Genomic DNA, 18,451 nt, shown 5'->3' with positions numbered 1-18,451 from the left:
ACAACCTATTGCGCTCGCTTCAAGATCTGTTATTATGGTAAAGCTTTACCACCGGGAGAGGTGGCTGAGTGGTCGAAAGCGGCAGATTGCTAATCTGTTGTACGGATCGAAAGGCCGTACCGAGGGTTCGAATCCCTCCCTCTCCGTTTGATACTCATATCACAATATCATCTGGGTAGATAAGACTCATGCAGGGGAATCGATTGATGGCGATCGATCAGGGTGTATCCCACTTTTGCATTTATATGATGGATCGTTCACTGGCAGGCAAGCTGCCTGCGCTACTGAAATCGATCAATTTCAGTAGATCATAAACCTTGTTTAGATCCCCCCTAGCCCCCCTTGAAAAGGGGGAACTGTTCGCGGAGCGTGTGCGTAGCACAAACCGAAGAGGGGTTGGAGTCCCCCTTTTTAAGGGGGATTTAGGAGGATCAACCCCAGGGCTCACTGTGAAACGAACCCATTTTAGATCTACTGAATTTGCATAAATGGGATGCTCCCATCGATCACTGTAGTGCAGACATCTGTAGTGCAGACATCTGACCTGCCAGTGACCGATTTTGTCATGCAAAGGCAAAACTGGGCCATATCAAAACTGGGATACATCCGATCAAGACTCTCGCCCCGAAGCCCAGGTATCCCGCCACTTCACCGTACCTTCCGGCGCAATCACCCACCGTCGAGCCACCAGATTTTCCCGCAGGGGTGATTGTCCTTCCCGCAGCATGGCGTACTTATAGCTGATCAACTTACCTGCACTTTCATCAAAGGGAATTTCAGCAAACCAGGTGTTGGAGTTAATGTACTCCATCGGATACGCCTGGGAAATATCCCAGTTGCCCAGTTCGGGACAGTCCCCAATCACGACAATCTGCTCACCCGGTAAGGTTTGCACCCCGTTCAACTGGGCCCGGACGATCGTTTGGGCCTTGACTCGTTCTCCGACATGACTGAGGACGATCGCCCCTCGCGTTTCCAGAGTCAGATTTTGAATTTTGCCGTCCTGAACTTCGTACTTATTGTGGGTAATGACGCAGGTGTGTTCCCCATCCGGGAATTCCGTCACCACCTCATCCAACGTCACGGCTTCTCCCCGGTTCAGCGCAACAAAACAGCGAGAATCCCGATAGCGACGGACATAGCAATAGACATCTGGCGTAATGTACTTCTGCCACTGCCCCCCCATCGAAACGGCCGGGTTGAGTCGGCGTAACCCAGAAAGCAGACGAATAGCGCGATAAACCTCCGTTTCCCGATCCCAGGACTCCATCATGGGGCGATTGTAGGGATCATCACCACCATCAGTGTCGTCATGGAGGTATTGCTCCGTACCGTAGTAGATGCAGGGAATGCCGCGCGTCGTCATAATCAGCACCATTGCAACCTTGAGCATTTCTGGATCAGGGTTGAGGGACTGAAACCGGGGCATATCGTGGTTGTCGATAAAGGTGATCAGTTCTAAGGCTCCGCTGTAGTGATGATCCAAGGCCAGAACGTCTTTAATTAAGTAAAATCCATCTTCGGCTCCCTGCCCCAAGGCCGCGCGAATCGACACGCACAGCCCAAAGTCTAGAATCGTCATGCCAGAATTGTTGGCAAACTCCACCGATCGATCATCGGCAGGATGGCTATAAATCCACTCCCCAAACACGAACACATCCGGGCGGTGGGACAGAATATCGGCGTTGAATTCCTGCCAGAACCAGATCGGCATATGTTTGACGGTATCCACCCGCAGGGCATCTACGCCGCGATCGAGCCATTGTTTGATTGCACTTTTAATGTAGTTGCGGTACTCCGTATTGTTTTCGTTAAAGGTGGCTAACCCCGCCAGTTCACAGTTTTGAATTTGCCAGTCGTTTTCCCAGTCCACCACCTCACCATAATGGTGATACCAGTGCTTTTCATCCTCGTTAAAGTCGGCAATCTTCACGCCATCATCGTAGAGTTCGCCTTTGCCACCCGTCGTTTCAGGGGTGCTGTGATTGCAAACTATATCCAGAATCAGCTTCATGTTGCGGTGGTGCAATTCTGCAATCAGGCGATCGAACACCGTATCGCGGCTATCCTGAGTTTTGTTCAGAGAATTGTTTTCACCCACCCCCAAAAACCGAGGATTGAACCGCTTAAAATCCTTCGTCCAGTAGCCATGAATCGCTGCATTACCGCAGAATAGTTCCTCAATTTGCTCAAATAAAGGGGTGAGCCAGATCGCTGTAATACCCAGGTTTTTTAAGTAATCCAGTTGGTCGATCACTCCCTGCAAGTCGCCGCCCCAGTACTTGCCCCAATCTTGCCGGGTTTCGTCATACAGTTCTGGATTGGGCCCTTCGTTATTGCTGGGATCACCGTCATAGAAGCGATCGACCACCAGGAAATAAATTGTTTCTTGCCTAAATTCAATATCCCTGGTGTAAAGAAATTCCAGGTCAATATCAATATCAGAGGGTTGTTCCTCTAACGTTTCGACCTTCGCCTGAGGATTGGTGACATCGTATTGCTCAGGAGAGACTTGGGCGGGTGCAGGTTTAAGTGGGTCAGTTGGGAGTTGAGCGGGTTGAGGAGTTTCTGCCATAGAAATACTCAGGTAAGGAGGTTTGAAAACAGGTTTACTCTATCGCAGTGAATTCTTTCATTCAAACTGAGTCACCCCAATCCAAACAAATGTGGCGTTTTCAGCCTGGATGCAAGATAACCCTCGACATCTTTCTCCACGAAATACGTTAGTTGAATTCTGGAGGAAAGAATTCTGGAGTAAATTAGTTAGAACCTTATCATAAGTTTTATAAATTCCCCAAAAGTGCTTTCTAATTTATGCCTATAGATATAGATTTTGAGCCATTAACAAAGCGTTATTGATTAAACGATGAGAACCTGATCCAGCAATGGAGGGGGTGATCCCAATTTTGCATTTACATGGCAGCTATCTAACAGGCAGACAAGATGCCTGCGCTACGAAAAAATGAGCCAATTTGTCTCAGTGGGATGCTCCCCTCAAAGCCAAAAAGTATAGACAAAAAAATGGCCTCCACAGGGACTAACTGTGAAGGCATAAGCACTAATGCTTCCAAACCTGATTTTCGGAGCAATCTCTTCTGCCAGCTAATAAAACTAGACAGACAAAGATTCAAGGTGAAGAAACACTTCTACAGTGGTACTAAACATTAATGATCTGGAATCAGTAGCAGCTTAAGACTAGCCCCTGACGTAACCATTGGACTGACACACTGAGTACTTCAGAATGCAGAAGCAAGGCTTATACAGTAGTCCGACGAGTAACCAGACCCCAGATGAAGATAGCGACCATTGCACCGATGATGGCGACGATCAATCCAGGAATACTCAGACCTGCTGCTGTCATTTGAAGTGTCCCTGTTGTGAATAAGGAGAACAGGGAACCTCCTACAAATGCACCGATGATTCCTAACAAGATTGTGGCTAGAATACCGCCACCCTGATGTCCAGGATAAAGCAGTTTAGCGATCGCACCAGCCAAGAAACCCAAAATAATCCAAGCGATAATATTCATTTCCTAAGCCTCCTGAAGAGTTTTCCTCTTTACTTACAATTCAAGAATATATCTTGGACTACAAATCCCTCTTCCGTCCCAGGATAGAGCCTATAAAACCGTAAGAGAGAATTAACTCTGAAATCCCGCTACTTTCTTCTTCTTGGTTTTCCCTTTGGATTTACTTTTGTTAACTTCTACCACTGCTTCTTGAAACAAGTTATGCAGATGAATTGGCACGCTGGCAATTTCAGGCAAATCCGTATCCAACGGTTTGTCAAATTCTTCCAGGAGGGGATCTAAATCGGTTGCCAATTTGAAATTCGGGCGATCGAGGGCAGCCTGTAATACCGTTTCCATGGCATCGGGATATTGCCGGGTCAATCGATGCCAAACAAAGGCATTCATTTCAGCGTCTTTCAAACATTTTTGCACCAGCGAAACATCGCCATTTTCTGGATCGGGTGCTTCCAGAATTGCCTTAAGGGGAGCATAGTTGGGTAAAAACATTTGTCCCCAGCGAGGATGACTCAGGGCTGTCACCTGTTCCGCTTTTTTCAGCTTGGGCGGCAGTTCCACCTGAGGAGCAGCCATCTTGTTAGCGGCTTGCTGCTTCCACGCTGCCGACATAGTTTTGGGATCTGCCCCGATCGCCTCTGCGGTTTCATCTAGCTCTTCCTGGGACACGCCAGCTTCTGCGGCCAGTTCTTCCAGCGACTTGGAGCGATCGATTCCGGCAGCATCAAAGTTCTTCTGAGTCAAAATTTCCTGGAATTCCGTCAGTTTTTTACCCAGTTCATACCCGGACAGGGTTACTTCATCGGCTCCAAAGAATTCCACAAAGTCCGTATGATATCGTTCGACTGATTTCCAGGCTTCTTCCAGTAGATCAGGCGCATCGCTATAGAGATGATTTTTGTAGTTGTCCTTGAAGTTGCCGATCGCTACGGCTAGCTTGGGTTTGCCCAGTTTGCCCAGGGAAGTCCAGGGGCTAAAGAACATCCATTCTGTATCGGAAATCGGCGCAATCTGAGCCAGAATAATTTCGCCTTCCTTCAACCGCTCCATGTCTTTTAGAGCCTGGGAATCAGCTTGCTTGACGCTATAGTGCTTTTCTGTCGTCCAGTTCATTAACTCAAAACCATCCGCCAGAATTTTGACGATGGCAAACAACCCAACAAAGCTACGCCGCCATTGTTCCAGGAGTTGGCGATCGGCCTTAGCAAGCTTGGGCTGGCTTTGCATAAACAGATCGATCGGCGTTTGCTCTGCCACTTCCCCTTCAATGATGAAGCGATCGACCACCATCATCCGCTGATGCATATTTTGCTGCTGAGAGCGAGTCAGTTGGTCAGCACTAAAGGTTTCCAGGGCAACGGCAAGCTCACCCTCTGCATCCAGGACAAAATCAGTTAGTTCTTCTTTCAGTTCTTGGGCCCGTTGCAATACTTTATCCATAGGTTAGTGACCAATCTTTCTTGCAGCGTATCACTCGAAAGACAGGTTAGTGAATGTCTCTGGACAGAATTTAACGGCGATCGAACTCTGTCCTGGGCGAGAGGAGCATCGCTTTAACCGTCAGTATGAGCAGCAGTACGCTCCAGTTAAGTACAGTTGAGTGCAGCCGCAACCCACCGCCGGAAGTCCGATCGCTGGCTATAGCAATCCATAATGGAAGTGGTGGTGCAGGTTGAGCGAAGTCAAGATCTGCGCTCATTCTTTGCTCACAAAGCCATCCTGAACAGGTATGTATCGCTATCTCAAACGTCGAACCTTTGAAATTGTAGAAACTACGGGAACTGACAGCCTGGGCAGCCGCATCTTCGACAGCATCATTTTATCGTTGATTTTTTTTAATATTCTGGCCTTAGTCCTTGAAACCGTTGATGAAGTGCGGATCGAGTTTTCGGGGCTATTTAGCGGATTTGAACAGACTTCTCTGACGGTTTTTACCATTGAGTATCTGCTGCGGCTCTGGTGCTGCACCACTTCTCCCCATTATCGTCATCCGGTCTGGGGGCGACTACGCTGGATGGTGACACCGTTAGCGATCGTGGATCTGATTGCTGTTTTGCCTTTTTATCTGGCGATCGCCCTTGGTCTACCGGCACGATCCTTAATTACATTGAGAGCCTTTCGGTTTTTTCGGGTGTTTAAGGCGGGTCGTTACTTTGAATCGCTCCATAGCATCCTGCGGGTGTTTTATCGAAAACGGGAAGCTCTCTACATTTCCTTAATGACAGTGCTGATTCTGCTGCTCATTGCTTCAAGCTTGATGTATTTGATTGAACACAACGCCCAGCCTGAAGCCTTTGGTAGTATTCCTGCAACGCTATGGTGGGGCATTTCCACCCTCACGACAGTCAGCTATGGCGATGTTTATCCGATCACGCCGTTGGGGAGGTTTTTGGGCGGAATTGTTTCCATTTTGGGCATTGGTTTGTTTGCCCTGCCCACCAGTATTCTCGCCTCCGGTTTCACTGAGGAATTTGAACTCGAACACGAGAGCCAGGACGCGATCTGTCCGCACTGCGGCAAAAATATCCACACGCCAGCCGATCGGACTTCAGCAGAATAGAGGGAGGGGCGAGGTTCTGGTTTGAAGCTGAATCTCTATAGCGTTCACAAATTGTTTGTGAACAAGGGGTTAGGGGCAACGCCCCCACGCCAGGGTTTTACCCCTGCACCCCGTTCAAATCCTACGGAGGATAGCTATAGTTGCTGAATCTCTAGTTACTGAATCTCTAGTCGGCAGGCGGATTCGGTTCACCAATCGGCACCACTTCCGTGAGTCCTAACCGCTGAATGACTGCGACAACTCCTACGGAAACCACCAATCCGATCGTCAGTCCCACCACAACCAAAATAATATACAGTCGATTCATCTGTTGTTTGATGTTCCGAACCCGATCGGGATTCAGCTTGTCAGGCATTTGCTCAGGCTTGCGATCGTCACCTTGATTGTCGCTGCGTTCTCCACCCACTCGACTGCGCTCTTTGTGATGATCTCCCCCCGGATCTCCACCCCGATCCTCAGGAGGCAGATAAGGCGATTCTTCAGGCGATCGTCCGTTACCGTTAGTCGGTTGATTGAATGGTCTACTACCATTGCCATTGCCGTTGGAGTGGTTGGGAGGCAAAAAAGACATAGTTCGGACGATAGGTAAGCAACGTTACTCTCAGACTAACTTACTCACGTCTTCCCTCACCGATCAAGGAATGAGATTAACGATTCCTTTGCGATTACCATTGACAGTCCAGCCAATTTTGTTCAAACTCAGAGGGCAAATGGTTTCTGACGGTTGAATGATGTCTACCCTGAGCGTTGGTGATCCAGCTCCCTGGTTTATTTCCCAACCGATCGCCACGTCTGCCCCAGATCTAACAGTTGGCGGTTATCGATCGGTGCTATTTTTCTTTGGTAGTGCCAGCAATCCCCAAATTCAGCCCATTGTCGCTAGTTTTTTGCGGGCAAAGGCGCAGTTGCAGCAGGCAGGCATTACTTTTTTGGGGGTGTCGATCGATCCTAACGATCGCCAACTGGAAGCGCAGGTTCAACCGTCGGAGTCTTTCCGGTGGTTGTGGGATCTGGATGGGGATCTCAGCATTCGCTATGGGGTCTGTCAGTTGGATGAAACGGGGGGAATTGCCTACGATCCAACGACTTTTATTTTGGATGAGAATCTGCGGGTGCTGGCAGTGATTCCCCTGGAAACCCATAGGCAGCACGTCGATCGGGTGTTGTCTGTTGTGAAAAATCTGCCTCAGCCTGAGCCTCCTCGCCAGATTAAACAGGTGGCCCCAGCTTTGTTTGTGCCAAATGTTTTGTCGCCGGAGTTTTGTCAGCAACTCATTCAGCTCTATCGGGCGGATGGAGGAACGGAGTCGGGGGTGATGCGATCGCAGGGCAATCAGGTACAGGTGGCGATCGATCGCAACCTCAAGCGGCGACGGGATTGGATGGTTACGGATGCCCAACTGTTGGAGCAGATTAATGCTTACATTGGGCGACGGGTCAGACCGGAAGTTGAAAAGGCGTTTCAGTATCGCATCTCCCACTTCGAGCGGTATCTGGTGGCCTGTTATGATGACCAGTCTCAGGGGTTCTTCAGTCGCCATCGAGATAACACGAATGTGGGTATGATCCACCGTCGGTTTGCCATGACGCTGAATCTGAATGATGGCTATGAGGGCGGATGTTTGCGGTTTCCAGAGTATGGCACCGATCTATATAGTCCAGAACCAGGGGGAGCGGTGCTGTTTTCCTGCTCTTTGCTCCATGAAGTAACACCCGTTACCAGGGGCACTCGGTTTGTGCTGCTCTCTTTCTTCTATGGTGAGATGGAAGCACAGTTTCGGGAACAGACGCTTCAAAAGATTCAGCGGGAGGGGGGGTCCGGGGTGGACTTTGCGGCAGGGAATTTGCCGATCGATCCGGTGAAGGGGGAGAAGTGAAGGCGGGAGGAGGGCATAGTTTTGGCTATGATATGCCCTCGGATTTGATCAGGTTATCGTTGGCTGCGAATGCGGTAGTGGGTGTTGATTTTCATCACCTCGTTGGGATTGGGCGTAGGGAGAAAACGGCTCCAGGTGGTGGCATCGCGGAAGTTAAGGACGTGCAGGTGGTGGATGATTTCGTTCACGCCTTCATGGGAACCGATCGCCACTAATTTGATCGATTCCCGATGGGGCAACTCCCGATGGGGCAATGAGTCGGATTCGCTGCCAGAGTTGAATATGAAGTTTTCACCTGTCATGAGAAATTCCTTTGAGTGTTAAGGGAGGAAACTCAGGAACTCAGTTTTCCCCACCAGTCCAGAACCCGTCTTAACCTTGGTAAAACCTCAGCTAAAATAAACCCTAGCCTGTACAGACTCGCTGGTAACTTGTCTGTCGGGTTAGTGGCTGAGTGGTGTTTGGTTCACCACTTGGTCACGCTGAATTCCTGAGGATCGGCAGCACACGTACACCAGGGCATTTGGCCGCCTTAATCGAATAGCGTAGTGAATTCTGGAGATTCCGTCAATCTCTTTGATGAAATTTTTTTTGGGCTGGCTTTGCCTGCGCCAGGGATGTGAATTCAATACCCTGGAATTCTTGTGGGGTGGACATTTTGCCGGGAGCATGTCACTTTTGTCACCCTCACCCTAAATCCCTCTCCCAAAGGGCGAGGGACTTCGATCCGGTTCCCCTTCTCCCCGATTGGGAGAAGGGGTTAGGGGATGAGGGTTAGACTTGCAAACATGACATGCTCCCCATCTTGCTCGCCCAGTCAGCAATGTAAGGTATAAGCTTTCAATACCCTGGAATTCTTGTGGGGTGGGCATCTTGCTCGCCCAGTCAGCAATGTATATCCTCTGAGGATCAGGTGAAGTAACGCACTGGATTCTGTGCATCAAACTGAACGCGACAGTTCACAATGCGTCCATCTAAAAACTTGATCACTAATTTGTTTTCAGAGCTTCTATAACTGTCATTTCGATCGAATATACCCTCGATCATTTGGGTTCCATCAAAGTTAACGATCTGAACGTGGGTAATCTGGTTAATTTTATCTGCTGCTACCACCCATGCACGGGATTCTGATGCAGCCAATAATTCCAGAAGATTATCTTTCGTTCGGACTTGCAGAATTAATTTTGACATGATGAATTGGATTCCTAATATTTCGTTCAATCAGTGTTCCCAACTAGTGAAGACTGAGATTCCATAATCATGATTCCAAAATCGATACAAAAATACCCAACAACCGATCGACGGGTTCCAGTGGAAGATCAACCGGGTCGATCGCCAACACAGTCCCTTCCAGCCGCAGAAATCGCCAGAGGGTTCCCGTTGTGACGCAGCCATACACCGCAGGAATGTCTTGCCCTTCCTGCTGATTAAAAATTTGAGCCGCGACCATTTCAGCCGCACATTGCCCCAGCCCACCCACAATGTTCTCGTTTTTAGCTTCAACAAGCGTGACAACAGGGGCGGTAATGAAAAACTGTTCCGCTCCTCGACTAATGACGGCATCGGGAAAACCGGACAGATCGCGGGCTGGATCAACGGTGAATTCTGTGCCAAAGAAGACGCTGACCTTCCGGCTTAATAGTTGACGCACTTCCAGGACGATCGGCTGAATCAGCATCCCAAATCGGGCAACTTCAGTATTGATCGCTGTGGCCAGTGAAATGTTGTTCGCCAGAGTTTGACGAAGCAAATCTGAAGGCTGTACTGGCGTAATACTAGAAAACAGGCGATCGGTTTCTCGGATTTGCAGCCCAAAGGACTGCTGTGCCTGCTTTAGAGTGAATTTGTTGTAGGGCACGATTAAATCTCCTCTGCTCCCCCCTAACCGATCGCAATCAATTCCCGCTACTTCCGTTTCCCCCCTGTCCCAACCGCTGAATCAACTCAAGCATCAAAGCGCGATCGGCGTTGGCCTGGGCTTCAAAGCGATCCATCCGTTCCTTGATTACCTCTCGATCGGCTCTGGCTTCTGCTCGCTCCGCTTGGGCTTCTTCATGGTTGGCGTTAACGATATCCGCAAGGGTGGCTAAGTCCGATCGCAAGTCCGAGACATTGCGGGCTGTCTCCCGAACAATCTGTTTCAATTCCCGCATATCAACTTCAACGGACTCGACTCTGCTTTCTAAGTTCTCTGAGTTGCTCATTGAGTCTCTTCCTGAAATAACGCTTTGTGGTTTGGCGATCGCTCCATCCCCAATCAACCACCCTCAATCAACCCCTCCGGCGGCGTAATCTCAATCCGCTGCTCCACCAGATCCACCACCGGCACGATCGGCTTCACAAAAGGAATCAGCACCGTTTGGGACGACTTCGCTTTTGCCTTACGGTTCCGTCCCTCAGCAGGCACTTGATCCAGATCTGGTTCCGCCATCCGATCCAGCTTCACCTCCAGCAAATCATTCCCCGCACTCAGCACATCCACCACCACCCCAATCCGGCTCTGCGTCGCCTGGTCAAACACCACCAGCCCCACGAGATCCAGCACATGAAACTCATCCTCCTCCAACGGCGGCCGATCGGACTCTGGAACCATCAGACGGCAATTCCTTAACCCCTCCGCCTGATTGCGATCGGTAATCCCTGCAAGCTGCACCACATACAGCCCCTTCCCCTGCAAATAGCGACCCGCTAGGAGTTCGATCGGCTCTGGTTCCTCAGCCCCTGGATGAAGCAACCACCGCTGTCCCGGCTCCAAAAACCGCTCTGGAAAATCAGAACTGGGGTAAACTCGCATCTCCCCCTTTAGACCCTGACCACCCACAATTTTGCCAATCTCTAACCACATTCACGCCAACTCTAAACAATTGATTAACAACTTCCGTCTGCCTCTTGTGGGGTGGGCATCTTGCCCGCTGTCTGCCATCTTGTGGGGTGGGCATCTTGCCTGCTGTCCGCCATTGTGGGGTGGGCATCTTGCCCGCTGTCTGCTTCTTGTGGGGTGGGCATCTTGCCCGCCCAGTCGAAAAGACAGAACCATGACCCAAAGGATTCGATCCACAATCCTGGCTCGCCAGAATTCCCTTCACCCATAACTCACCCAACTCGTTGGGTTTCATACCTCAACCCAACCTACCCAACTGTACGGGCGATTCGCGAATCGCCCCTACCGAACTCCTCACTCCTCACTCCTCACTCCCTATAAACCCGCTTCTTCGATCCCGACGACAGCAGCCACGCCGCCACCACGCCGCCAATAAACCCAAACAAATGCCCTTCCCAGGAAATGCCAACCCGAATCGGCAGAACCCCCCAGAGCAAACCACCATACATTAGTAGGACAACAACTGAGAACAGCATTGAGCCAAAACTGCGATCGAAATAGCCTCGCCCCAGCAAATAGCCCAGATAGCCAAAAATGATGCCGCTGGCTCCAATGTGGCAGCCTGGAGCACCAAACAGCCAGGTTCCCAGTCCGCCAACCACCATCGCCACGAGCGTCACCACAAAAAAGTCCGCCGTCCGCCGCAGCATCACCAACCAGCCCAGCGTCACAAACGGAATCGTATTGGCAATCAAATGACCAAAGCCACCATGCAGAAAGGGAGCGAAGAAAATGCCCCATAGTCCAGCAAGCTGACGCGGAAAGATCCCAAACTGATTTAGCCCGCGGCAGGTTCTACCCGTCCCACCAAGGAAAATATCAACGATTTCCAGCCCCCACATCAGGGCCACAAAACCGCCCAGGATCAATACTTGAGACTTGACTTCACGGGCCAACCCTCGGACTTCATCACGGCTCATGGATTTACCTCTCGGTAGGGAGTAGGGAGTCAGGAGTCGGGAGTGGGGAATCGGGTCTCCTGACCTCCATTCCCGCAATCCTGGAAACTCCCAGCACTATTTTAGCCACTACAAACCCATCAACCCGTGTTTCGCATTCCCGCGGCAATCCCATTAATCGTGAGCAAAGCACCCCGCAGCAGTTCACCCCGGCTATAGCGCGATCGAATTGCGCCAGCGGCCGCCGTGGCCTTGTGTTGCCGCAGCCGTTTGATCAGCGACACTTGCAGGAAGCCCAGAGGGACGATCGTACTGTTGCGCAGTTGCACCGATCGTTGCAGATCCGGATCACCATCCAGCAGCCGCTCATGGCCAGTGATGTTTAAAACCAGTTCACGGGTGAGATAGTATTCGCTGACAATTTGTTGAAACACTCGCTCAAATCGATCGCGGTCTTCAGAATGACCCAATTCCTCCAGATAGTGCTGCGCCATATTGAGATCCACCTTAGACAGGGTCATCTCACATTTGGAAATCACCATCTTGAAGAAAGGCCACTTGTAGTAAAAGTAGCGCAACAGCTTCAGGTTTTCCTCTGGTTCTTCATCCAAAAAGCTCTTGAGGGCTGTGCCTACGCCATACCAGGAGGGGAGTAGAACCCGAATCTGCGTCCAGCTAAACACCCAGGGAATCGCCCGCAAACTCGACAGATCCTTTTTACCGCCACTGCGCCGCGCCGGACGAGAACTAATCTGTAGCTGGCTAATTTCCTCGATCGGCGTGATGTTGAGGAAAAAGTCCAGAAAATCAGGTTGTTCGTAGATCAAATTGCGGTAGTGCGATCGAGACCGGGCCGCCAACTCCTCCATGATTTCATGCCAGGGCTGAATGTCATCAAACCCGCTCCGCAGCAGACTGGCTTGCAACACCGCCGTGGTAATCGTTTCCAGGTTATACAGAGCCAGTTCCGGCAGGTTGTACTTAGAGGCCAGCACTTCCCCCTGTTCCGTAATCTTAATCCGGCCATCAATACTGCGACCGGGTTGGGCCAGAATCGCATCGTAGGCAGGGCCACCGCCCCGTCCCACCGAACCGCCCCGGCCGTGGAAAATCCGAATCGCCACCCCATGCTTTTCCGAAATCGCCTGAAGGGCTTGCTGGGCCTTGTGAATTTCCCAGTTACTGCTGAGGAAACCAGAGTCCTTGTTGCTATCTGAATAACCCAGCATCACCTCCTGTAGGGGAGGAGTCGCCAATTCCGGATGAGCTTCTGCCTCAAATCCACCTGACAGTAAGGCCCGATACAGGGGCAACTCAAATAGCTCTTGCATCACCGCAGGCGCACGTTGCAAATCCTCCACCGTTTCAAACAGCGGCACAACTTGCAGCGTCCCCATTCCCGTCGCCGGATCGTACACCCCCGCCTCCTTCGCCAGCAGCAACACCTCCAGCAAATCGCTGACATTGTGGCTCATGCTGATGATGTAGGTGGTACAAATCTCGTTGCCAAACTCCCGCTGAAGTTTTCGCACCATGCGCAGGGTTTGAATCGTTTCATTTGCTTTATCCGAGAAAGAAAGCTCCGCCGGAATCAGGGGACGACGAGTTTGCAGTTCAGTCGCCAGCCAGAGAACTTTCTGCTCCTCGGAAAGGTCATTGTAGGACGTGGGCAGGATTTGCAGGTACTCCGCAATCTCCGTCAGCGTATCAGAATGGCGCGAACTTTCCTGGCGAATGTCCAGATGGGCCAGGTTAAACCCATACACTTCCACCTGACAAATTAAAGCTTCCAGCTCGCGGCAACTCAGGCCCGTTTCCTTAATATTGTGCTGAATTAGCTGTAACTCCTTCAGGAATTCTTCGCCCGATCGATAAATTGCAGCCGGGTTCACCTCCACCAGCTCACTCTGTAAATAGTCCCCGTTATAGAGCTTGATGCTGCGATCGAGGGTATTTTCCAACCGCTTTTGGATGTAGGCCAGCTTCAGGCGATAGGGTTCCTGCCGATAGCGGATCGCCAACTGCTCATAGACCTCCGGCAGCCGCACCTGATCTTGCTCCAGAGATTCCAATAGCTCTGGCAGGACATCGCTCCAGTGCAGGGACAGACTGAGTAAGTTGATCAGATGACTCACCGACTGAATATACTTACCCAGCACCAGATTGCGCTGATAACAAGCCGTTTTCCAGGTAATTTCAGGCGTAACAGAGGGGTTACCATCTCGATCGGATCCCACCCAGGAGCCAAACTTACAGAAGTTGTGCTTGGGCGGTCGCAATCGGGGAAAAGTGCCTTTCAGGGCGCGGCAAAACCGATGGTAAAGCTGAGGAATTGCCTCAAACAGCACTTCTTCAAAGTAGTGCAGCGTAAAATCCACCTCATCCAGCACCGTCGGCTTGAATTGATGTAACTCATCAGTGCGCCACCACAGGCGGATTTCTTCCATCAACCGTTCCCGCAAGTCATCCAGCTCGATCGCCGAGGTCAGCCCTTCATCGACGCGATCGAGTTCTCGCAGAATTTTGGCGATCCGGCGCTGCTTATCCCGAATGGTGTGGCGAACAATTTCCGTCGGGTGAGCCGTAAAGACCAGGCGCACATCCAACTGATCAATCATGCCTTGAATCAGACGAGGGGGCACATTCAGCCGATGCAGTTTTGGGAAAACCGCCTGGAACGTTCCCACTTCACGACGAGGGGGAGCCTTCAGAGATTTTTCCAGCAGATTGGCATGCAGTACACTGCCTTTCGCCTCCGGGTCAGACTCATCAGGGATCAGTCCGCTACCCATCAAATCCTCTCGCAGGGCAGCCTGTTGCTCCGCCCGGTACTGCTGCTGTTGGCCACGCTGTTCATAGTGTTGTTCAACAATATTAATCAGTTGAAAATAGAGGGCGAAGGCTCTTGCCGTCCGAATCGCCTCATTTAGATCCAGGTTTTCAATGAACTTCAGGGCATTTGTTTCCTCGCTTTCTGAGAGGACTTCTCCCTCTGGGGAATGGAGCGATCGCAACTGTTGCAACAAATCGACCAATTGCTGACCGCATTCCTGCTGGAGCACAGCCTCCCACAGATCCTCCACAATTTTGAGACGATGGCGCAAGAACAGATCGGAGGTTGAATCTGGTGCTAAATCTTGATCAACTTTTAACTCGGTCGCTGTTCCCGAACGAAAGGCATCATCCGAAAATTGAAGAGTTGAACTCATAGTCTCTGCCGCAGAATGTTTGATTAAATTTTATGGGTTTTTACAGATGTAAATCTATAGTCCTGGATGTAGTCGGAGGGGGGTATGCAAAATAGACCGTAACAAGTCAGCGTGTTGCCAGAAAGGTTTGCCCTTGGAAGTGATCTAATTCAAACAAGTCAAGCTTTCTGGCTGTTCTACACCTTCATGGCAGGTAATGAAGCGCAGTCCCCGGTTTCATACAATTTTGTAAGGATTCCAGGTTTTCCAACACGATTTTGTATTCTCTACTACATCTTTGGTTTTACCGCATGAAGAGTCATTAAGTGCCATCGAATTTGCCCCCTCTCTAAACCTCTGGCAGTCCTGCCCCTTTTTACCCGATCGGTTTTTAAGATAGAGTTTAGTCTGTTTGCGCCTGACGCTATGTCCGCTCCTCCACATCAAAGTCCCGATATCCACTACAATCCATCCGCAAGCGAAGGGGAAGTCTTCGCATACTCTTACAGCGATCCCCTGCTGGAGTCTGTACCTAATGTATCAGTCTGGGGACATAGAATAGACCGAGTTTACCAGGATATGGGCGATCGCCAACAGTTGCAGCAGCTAATTGCAGATTGTCGGTCTACTGTAGTTGCCTGTGTCTTAATGCGGCGATTGGATGAATTGGGAGATTCAGTCCAGGAGATTAGCGATCGACTGGCGGAGTTGGAGGCTCTGGAGATTCCGCTGATCGTGACTTCTGAAGGGAGGGTGACTGCCGAAGAGAGGGGGATTGAGGCAGCAAATCATTCAGGAGAACCGCCTGGAACCGTTAGCTATCAGCACATCCAGCGATCGGATTTACTGTACCTGTTGCAAACCTTGCAGGATCGGCAACGCAGCCGTCGGCTTCAGCAGGGCCATGCCCGCAACCGGGTCAAGGCATTACCCCCACCAGGGAAAGCTCCCTATGGCTACCGTCGCGGCAAAGAACGATATGCGATCGATCGCACCACTGCGCCAATTGTCAAAGAATTTTTTGAGCATTTTTTGCTGTACGGTTCCCTGCGAAGTAGTGTGCGGCATTTGCAGAAGAAGTACAACAAGCGAATTTCCGTTTCCACTGGGCAACGCTGGCTGACCAGTCCGGTGTATCGCGGGGATCTGGCTTACCACAATGGGGAAGTAGTGCAAAATACCCATGCCGCCATTCTGTCGCGGGAGGAAGCAGCCCAGATTGATCGGCTCCTGCGTCGGAATCGGCGGATGCCCTCTCGCACGGCTAGCTCTCCCCGATCGCTATCTGGATTGGTGATTTGTCACCAGTGCCAATCGCCTATGAAAGTGAGCCATGTGACGGCCCCTCGCAAAAACAAAGCGTATTTATATCTCTGCCCTACCACCTGTCCTCAGCAGCCCAAATGTCGATCACTGCCCTACCAGACGGTTCTGGAGCAAACGATTCAGCAAATTTGTCAGACCCTTCCCCAGGCGGTCGCGGATACGGCCCTGCCCGATGTCGATCGGATTAAGCAAGGCTGGCTAGCGGAAATATCAGCCAAGCAGGATATTCTGAAGCAACTGCCGGATTTAGTTGAATCTGGCATCCTGGATCCAGAAACCGCCCAGCTCCGCAGCTACAAACTGCAAACGGAGATTGCCGCCCTCTCTACCCGCCTGGATCAACTTCCCCCTGTCAATCTCAAAACGATCGCCCAGGTGGTGTCCATCCCCCAGTTTTGGTTTGACCTATCGGAAGCCGAACGCCGCTTTTACTTTCGAGAATTTATTCAGCACATTCAGATCGATCGCCATGACTCAGGCTGGGCAGTCCAGCTTGTTTTTATCTTTTAATTTGCCTTGGATTTGCATTGATCTATGAACCTGGTTTATCTTCTCTGACAAAATCGGGCATCCTGTACCTGGAAGCCACTGGTTGATCGATCGACTCAAGTTGCAAACTGCCTTTATCAAAACTATTGCACATGCTGATTGGTCTAACGCTAAGTTCTTAACGCTAATTTTTTCGCCCTTCGCTTGAGTCCACTGTCCATCAACCGCCCATTTCAACTCCAGGAGCCTGAACCCAATGGATGACTCTGTCTTAAACCTCAATGAATTAACTGAAACAAACGCGATCGAGTCCGACTTTTCCCCCTCTGAATCGCCTGCGATCGAGTCTCCCCTGACGGAAGAAATCAACAAGATCCGTCAGCAGTTTAACTATGGCCCCTATCCCAGAGTGCCGCTCGATGACTCGCCCAAGGATGCCTATGAAATGCTCTACCTTCATAGCTTCGTGACGAGCTACTACCTGCGGCATCGTCGAGTTCCAGATACAAAAGGGAAAGTGATTTTAGATGCGGGTTGTGGCAGTGGGTACAAGGCATTGATCCTGGCAGAAGCCAACCCTGGCGCGAAGATTGTCGGCATTGATTTGTCTGAGGAGTCAGTCAAGCTGGCAGAAAAGCGGTTAGCCCATCACGGTTTTACCAATACTGAATTTCATGTGCTCCGAATTGAGGAGTTACCCAAGCTGGGGATGAAATTTGATTACATTAACTGCGATGAAGTGCTGTATCTTCTGCCCAACCCAACGGCCGGATTAGCCGCCATGAAAGCCGTTTTGCAACCTGATGGACTGATTCGCACCAATCTCCACAGTGCTTACCAGCGAGCCAACTTCTTCCGGGCCCAGGAACTCTTTCGCTTCATGGGGTTGATGGACAGTGCCCCCCAGGAACTTGAGGAAGCCGCCGTCGTTGACACCATGACTGCCCTCAAGGATCACGTGGTACTAAAGGCACAAATCTGGCATAACAAGGGATTTGATACCCTGACGGGGGATGCCCTGAGCCAGAGCTTAGGTGCAAATATGCTTCTGGTGGGGGATACGGGCTACAAGATTCCCGATGTGTTTGAGATGCTGGATGCCGTCGATCTGGAATTTGTCAGTATGCTGAACTGGCGACACTGGGATATTACCGATCTATTCAAAAACACCGAGGAATTGCCGGATATCTGGGCGTTGGGTCTGGCAACGGCCTCCCTGGCTGAACGCCTCTATACCTACGAACTGCTCAACCCAATTCATCGTTTGTTTGACTTCTGGTGTACCCATCCTGGAGAACCCGGACAATCGGTGGATGAATGGGATGACGAACGCTGGAAAACTGCCAACGTGCATCTGCATCCTCAGTTGCGTCGAGATGAGATCCGCGAGGAGTTGGTCAACTGTGTGCAGTCCGGCAAAGGGTTTGAAATTAGTCGCTATATCAAAGTCCCTTCCCTGAACCCGGTTTTCCTGGAACCCACCCAAGCAGCTTGTTTACTACCGCTCTGGGAGGGCGCACAGTCCATGCAGGTGTTGGTCGATCGCTACAGCAAAATTAGACCGATCGATCCCATTACTCTGGCTCCTCTGACGGAAACCGATGCCTTTGAGGCAGTAAAAGATGTTGTGAATCGAATGGATGCGTTTCTGTACGTGCTGATTGAACCTGGTGATTCTCCAGGGATGTAAAGGGATGCAAGGGGT

Annotated in this window: 16 protein-coding genes and 1 tRNA gene; 5 read left to right on the top strand and 12 right to left on the bottom strand. The window is 50.7% G+C overall.

Annotation, left to right across the window (positions count from 1 at the left end; genetic code table 11):
• Positions 1-54 precede the first annotated feature (54 nt).
• Positions 55-146 (top strand) — tRNA-Ser (locus ACM1PF_RS34480).
• 464 nt (positions 147-610) lie between these two features.
• Here ACM1PF_RS34480 and ACM1PF_RS34475 read toward each other — a convergent pair.
• The 3 genes from ACM1PF_RS34475 to ACM1PF_RS34465 form a co-directional block, all read right to left on the bottom strand.
• Entirely contained in the window at positions 611-2,575 is a 1,965-nt protein-coding gene (locus tag ACM1PF_RS34475) for an alpha-amylase family glycosyl hydrolase (RefSeq protein WP_416671133.1), read from the bottom strand.
• Positions 2,576-3,256: 681 nt separating this feature from the next.
• The gene (locus tag ACM1PF_RS34470; protein WP_416671131.1) at positions 3,257-3,529 is read right to left on the bottom strand and encodes a GlsB/YeaQ/YmgE family stress response membrane protein; all 273 of its coding nucleotides are present in this window, start codon (positions 3,527-3,529) and stop codon (positions 3,257-3,259) included.
• Positions 3,530-3,640: 111 nt separating this feature from the next.
• Positions 3,641-4,966 (bottom strand): hypothetical protein, encoded by a 1,326-nt coding sequence (locus tag ACM1PF_RS34465; protein ID WP_416671128.1) that lies wholly within the window; start codon positions 4,964-4,966, stop codon positions 3,641-3,643.
• A gap of 289 nt (positions 4,967-5,255) precedes the next feature.
• Between ACM1PF_RS34465 and ACM1PF_RS34460 the strand changes: the two genes are divergently transcribed.
• A complete protein-coding gene (locus ACM1PF_RS34460) occupies positions 5,256-6,086 on the top strand; it encodes an ion transporter (protein WP_416671127.1) in 831 nt (276 codons plus the stop codon).
• A 166-nt stretch (positions 6,087-6,252) separates the two neighbouring features.
• Here the strand turns inward: ACM1PF_RS34460 and ACM1PF_RS34455 are convergent, their stop codons facing one another.
• Complete coding sequence (locus ACM1PF_RS34455) at positions 6,253-6,657, bottom strand: hypothetical protein (RefSeq protein WP_416671125.1); 405 nt, start codon at positions 6,655-6,657, stop codon at positions 6,253-6,255.
• 157 nt (positions 6,658-6,814) lie between these two features.
• Between ACM1PF_RS34455 and ACM1PF_RS34450 the strand changes: the two genes are divergently transcribed.
• Positions 6,815-7,963 (top strand): 2OG-Fe(II) oxygenase, encoded by a 1,149-nt coding sequence (locus tag ACM1PF_RS34450; protein ID WP_416671124.1) that lies wholly within the window; start codon positions 6,815-6,817, stop codon positions 7,961-7,963.
• Between the two features lie 53 nt (positions 7,964-8,016).
• Here the strand turns inward: ACM1PF_RS34450 and ACM1PF_RS34445 are convergent, their stop codons facing one another.
• The 8 genes from ACM1PF_RS34445 to ppc all read right to left on the bottom strand — a co-directional run bounded on the left by ACM1PF_RS34445 (position 8,017) and on the right by ppc (position 14,952).
• A complete protein-coding gene (locus ACM1PF_RS34445) occupies positions 8,017-8,265 on the bottom strand; it encodes a hypothetical protein (RefSeq protein WP_416671122.1) in 249 nt (82 codons plus the stop codon).
• Positions 8,266-8,872: 607 nt separating this feature from the next.
• The gene (locus ACM1PF_RS34440) at positions 8,873-9,154 is read right to left on the bottom strand and encodes a hypothetical protein (RefSeq protein ID WP_416671119.1); all 282 of its coding nucleotides are present in this window, start codon (positions 9,152-9,154) and stop codon (positions 8,873-8,875) included.
• A gap of 67 nt (positions 9,155-9,221) precedes the next feature.
• Positions 9,222-9,821, bottom strand: a complete 600-nt coding sequence (locus tag ACM1PF_RS34435) for a hypothetical protein (protein WP_416671117.1) — start codon at positions 9,819-9,821, stop codon at positions 9,222-9,224.
• 37 nt (positions 9,822-9,858) lie between these two features.
• Complete coding sequence (locus tag ACM1PF_RS34430; RefSeq protein ID WP_416671115.1) at positions 9,859-10,167, bottom strand: hypothetical protein; 309 nt, start codon at positions 10,165-10,167, stop codon at positions 9,859-9,861.
• Positions 10,168-10,220: 53 nt separating this feature from the next.
• Positions 10,221-10,808, bottom strand: a complete 588-nt coding sequence (gene rimM, locus ACM1PF_RS34425) for a ribosome maturation factor RimM (RefSeq protein WP_416671112.1) — start codon at positions 10,806-10,808, stop codon at positions 10,221-10,223.
• Entirely contained in the window at positions 10,809-11,000 is a 192-nt protein-coding gene (locus tag ACM1PF_RS34420) for a hypothetical protein (protein WP_416671110.1), read from the bottom strand.
• 152 nt (positions 11,001-11,152) lie between these two features.
• On the bottom strand, positions 11,153-11,764 hold the full coding sequence (locus ACM1PF_RS34415; RefSeq protein WP_416671109.1) for a rhomboid family intramembrane serine protease: 612 nt from the start codon (positions 11,762-11,764) through the stop codon (positions 11,153-11,155).
• Between the two features lie 119 nt (positions 11,765-11,883).
• On the bottom strand, positions 11,884-14,952 hold the full coding sequence (ppc, locus tag ACM1PF_RS34410; protein WP_416671106.1) for a phosphoenolpyruvate carboxylase: 3,069 nt from the start codon (positions 14,950-14,952) through the stop codon (positions 11,884-11,886).
• A 405-nt stretch (positions 14,953-15,357) separates the two neighbouring features.
• Here ppc and ACM1PF_RS34405 point away from each other — a divergent pair, with 405 nt between their 5' ends.
• Both ACM1PF_RS34405 and ACM1PF_RS34400 read left to right on the top strand, forming a co-directional pair.
• On the top strand, positions 15,358-16,767 hold the full coding sequence (locus ACM1PF_RS34405; RefSeq protein WP_416671103.1) for a recombinase family protein: 1,410 nt from the start codon (positions 15,358-15,360) through the stop codon (positions 16,765-16,767).
• 235 nt (positions 16,768-17,002) lie between these two features.
• A complete protein-coding gene (locus ACM1PF_RS34400; RefSeq protein WP_416671101.1) occupies positions 17,003-18,436 on the top strand; it encodes a class I SAM-dependent methyltransferase in 1,434 nt (477 codons plus the stop codon).
• Positions 18,437-18,451 lie beyond the last annotated feature (15 nt).

The sequence above is a fragment of the Egbenema bharatensis FJBBOT/2019 genome (assembly GCF_048077055.1).
Taxonomy (GTDB): Bacteria; Cyanobacteriota; Cyanobacteriia; order Elainellales; family Elainellaceae; genus Egbenema; species Egbenema bharatensis.
Note: the sequence above shows the minus strand (reverse complement) of the source record. Positions and strands in the feature narration are given on the sequence as shown.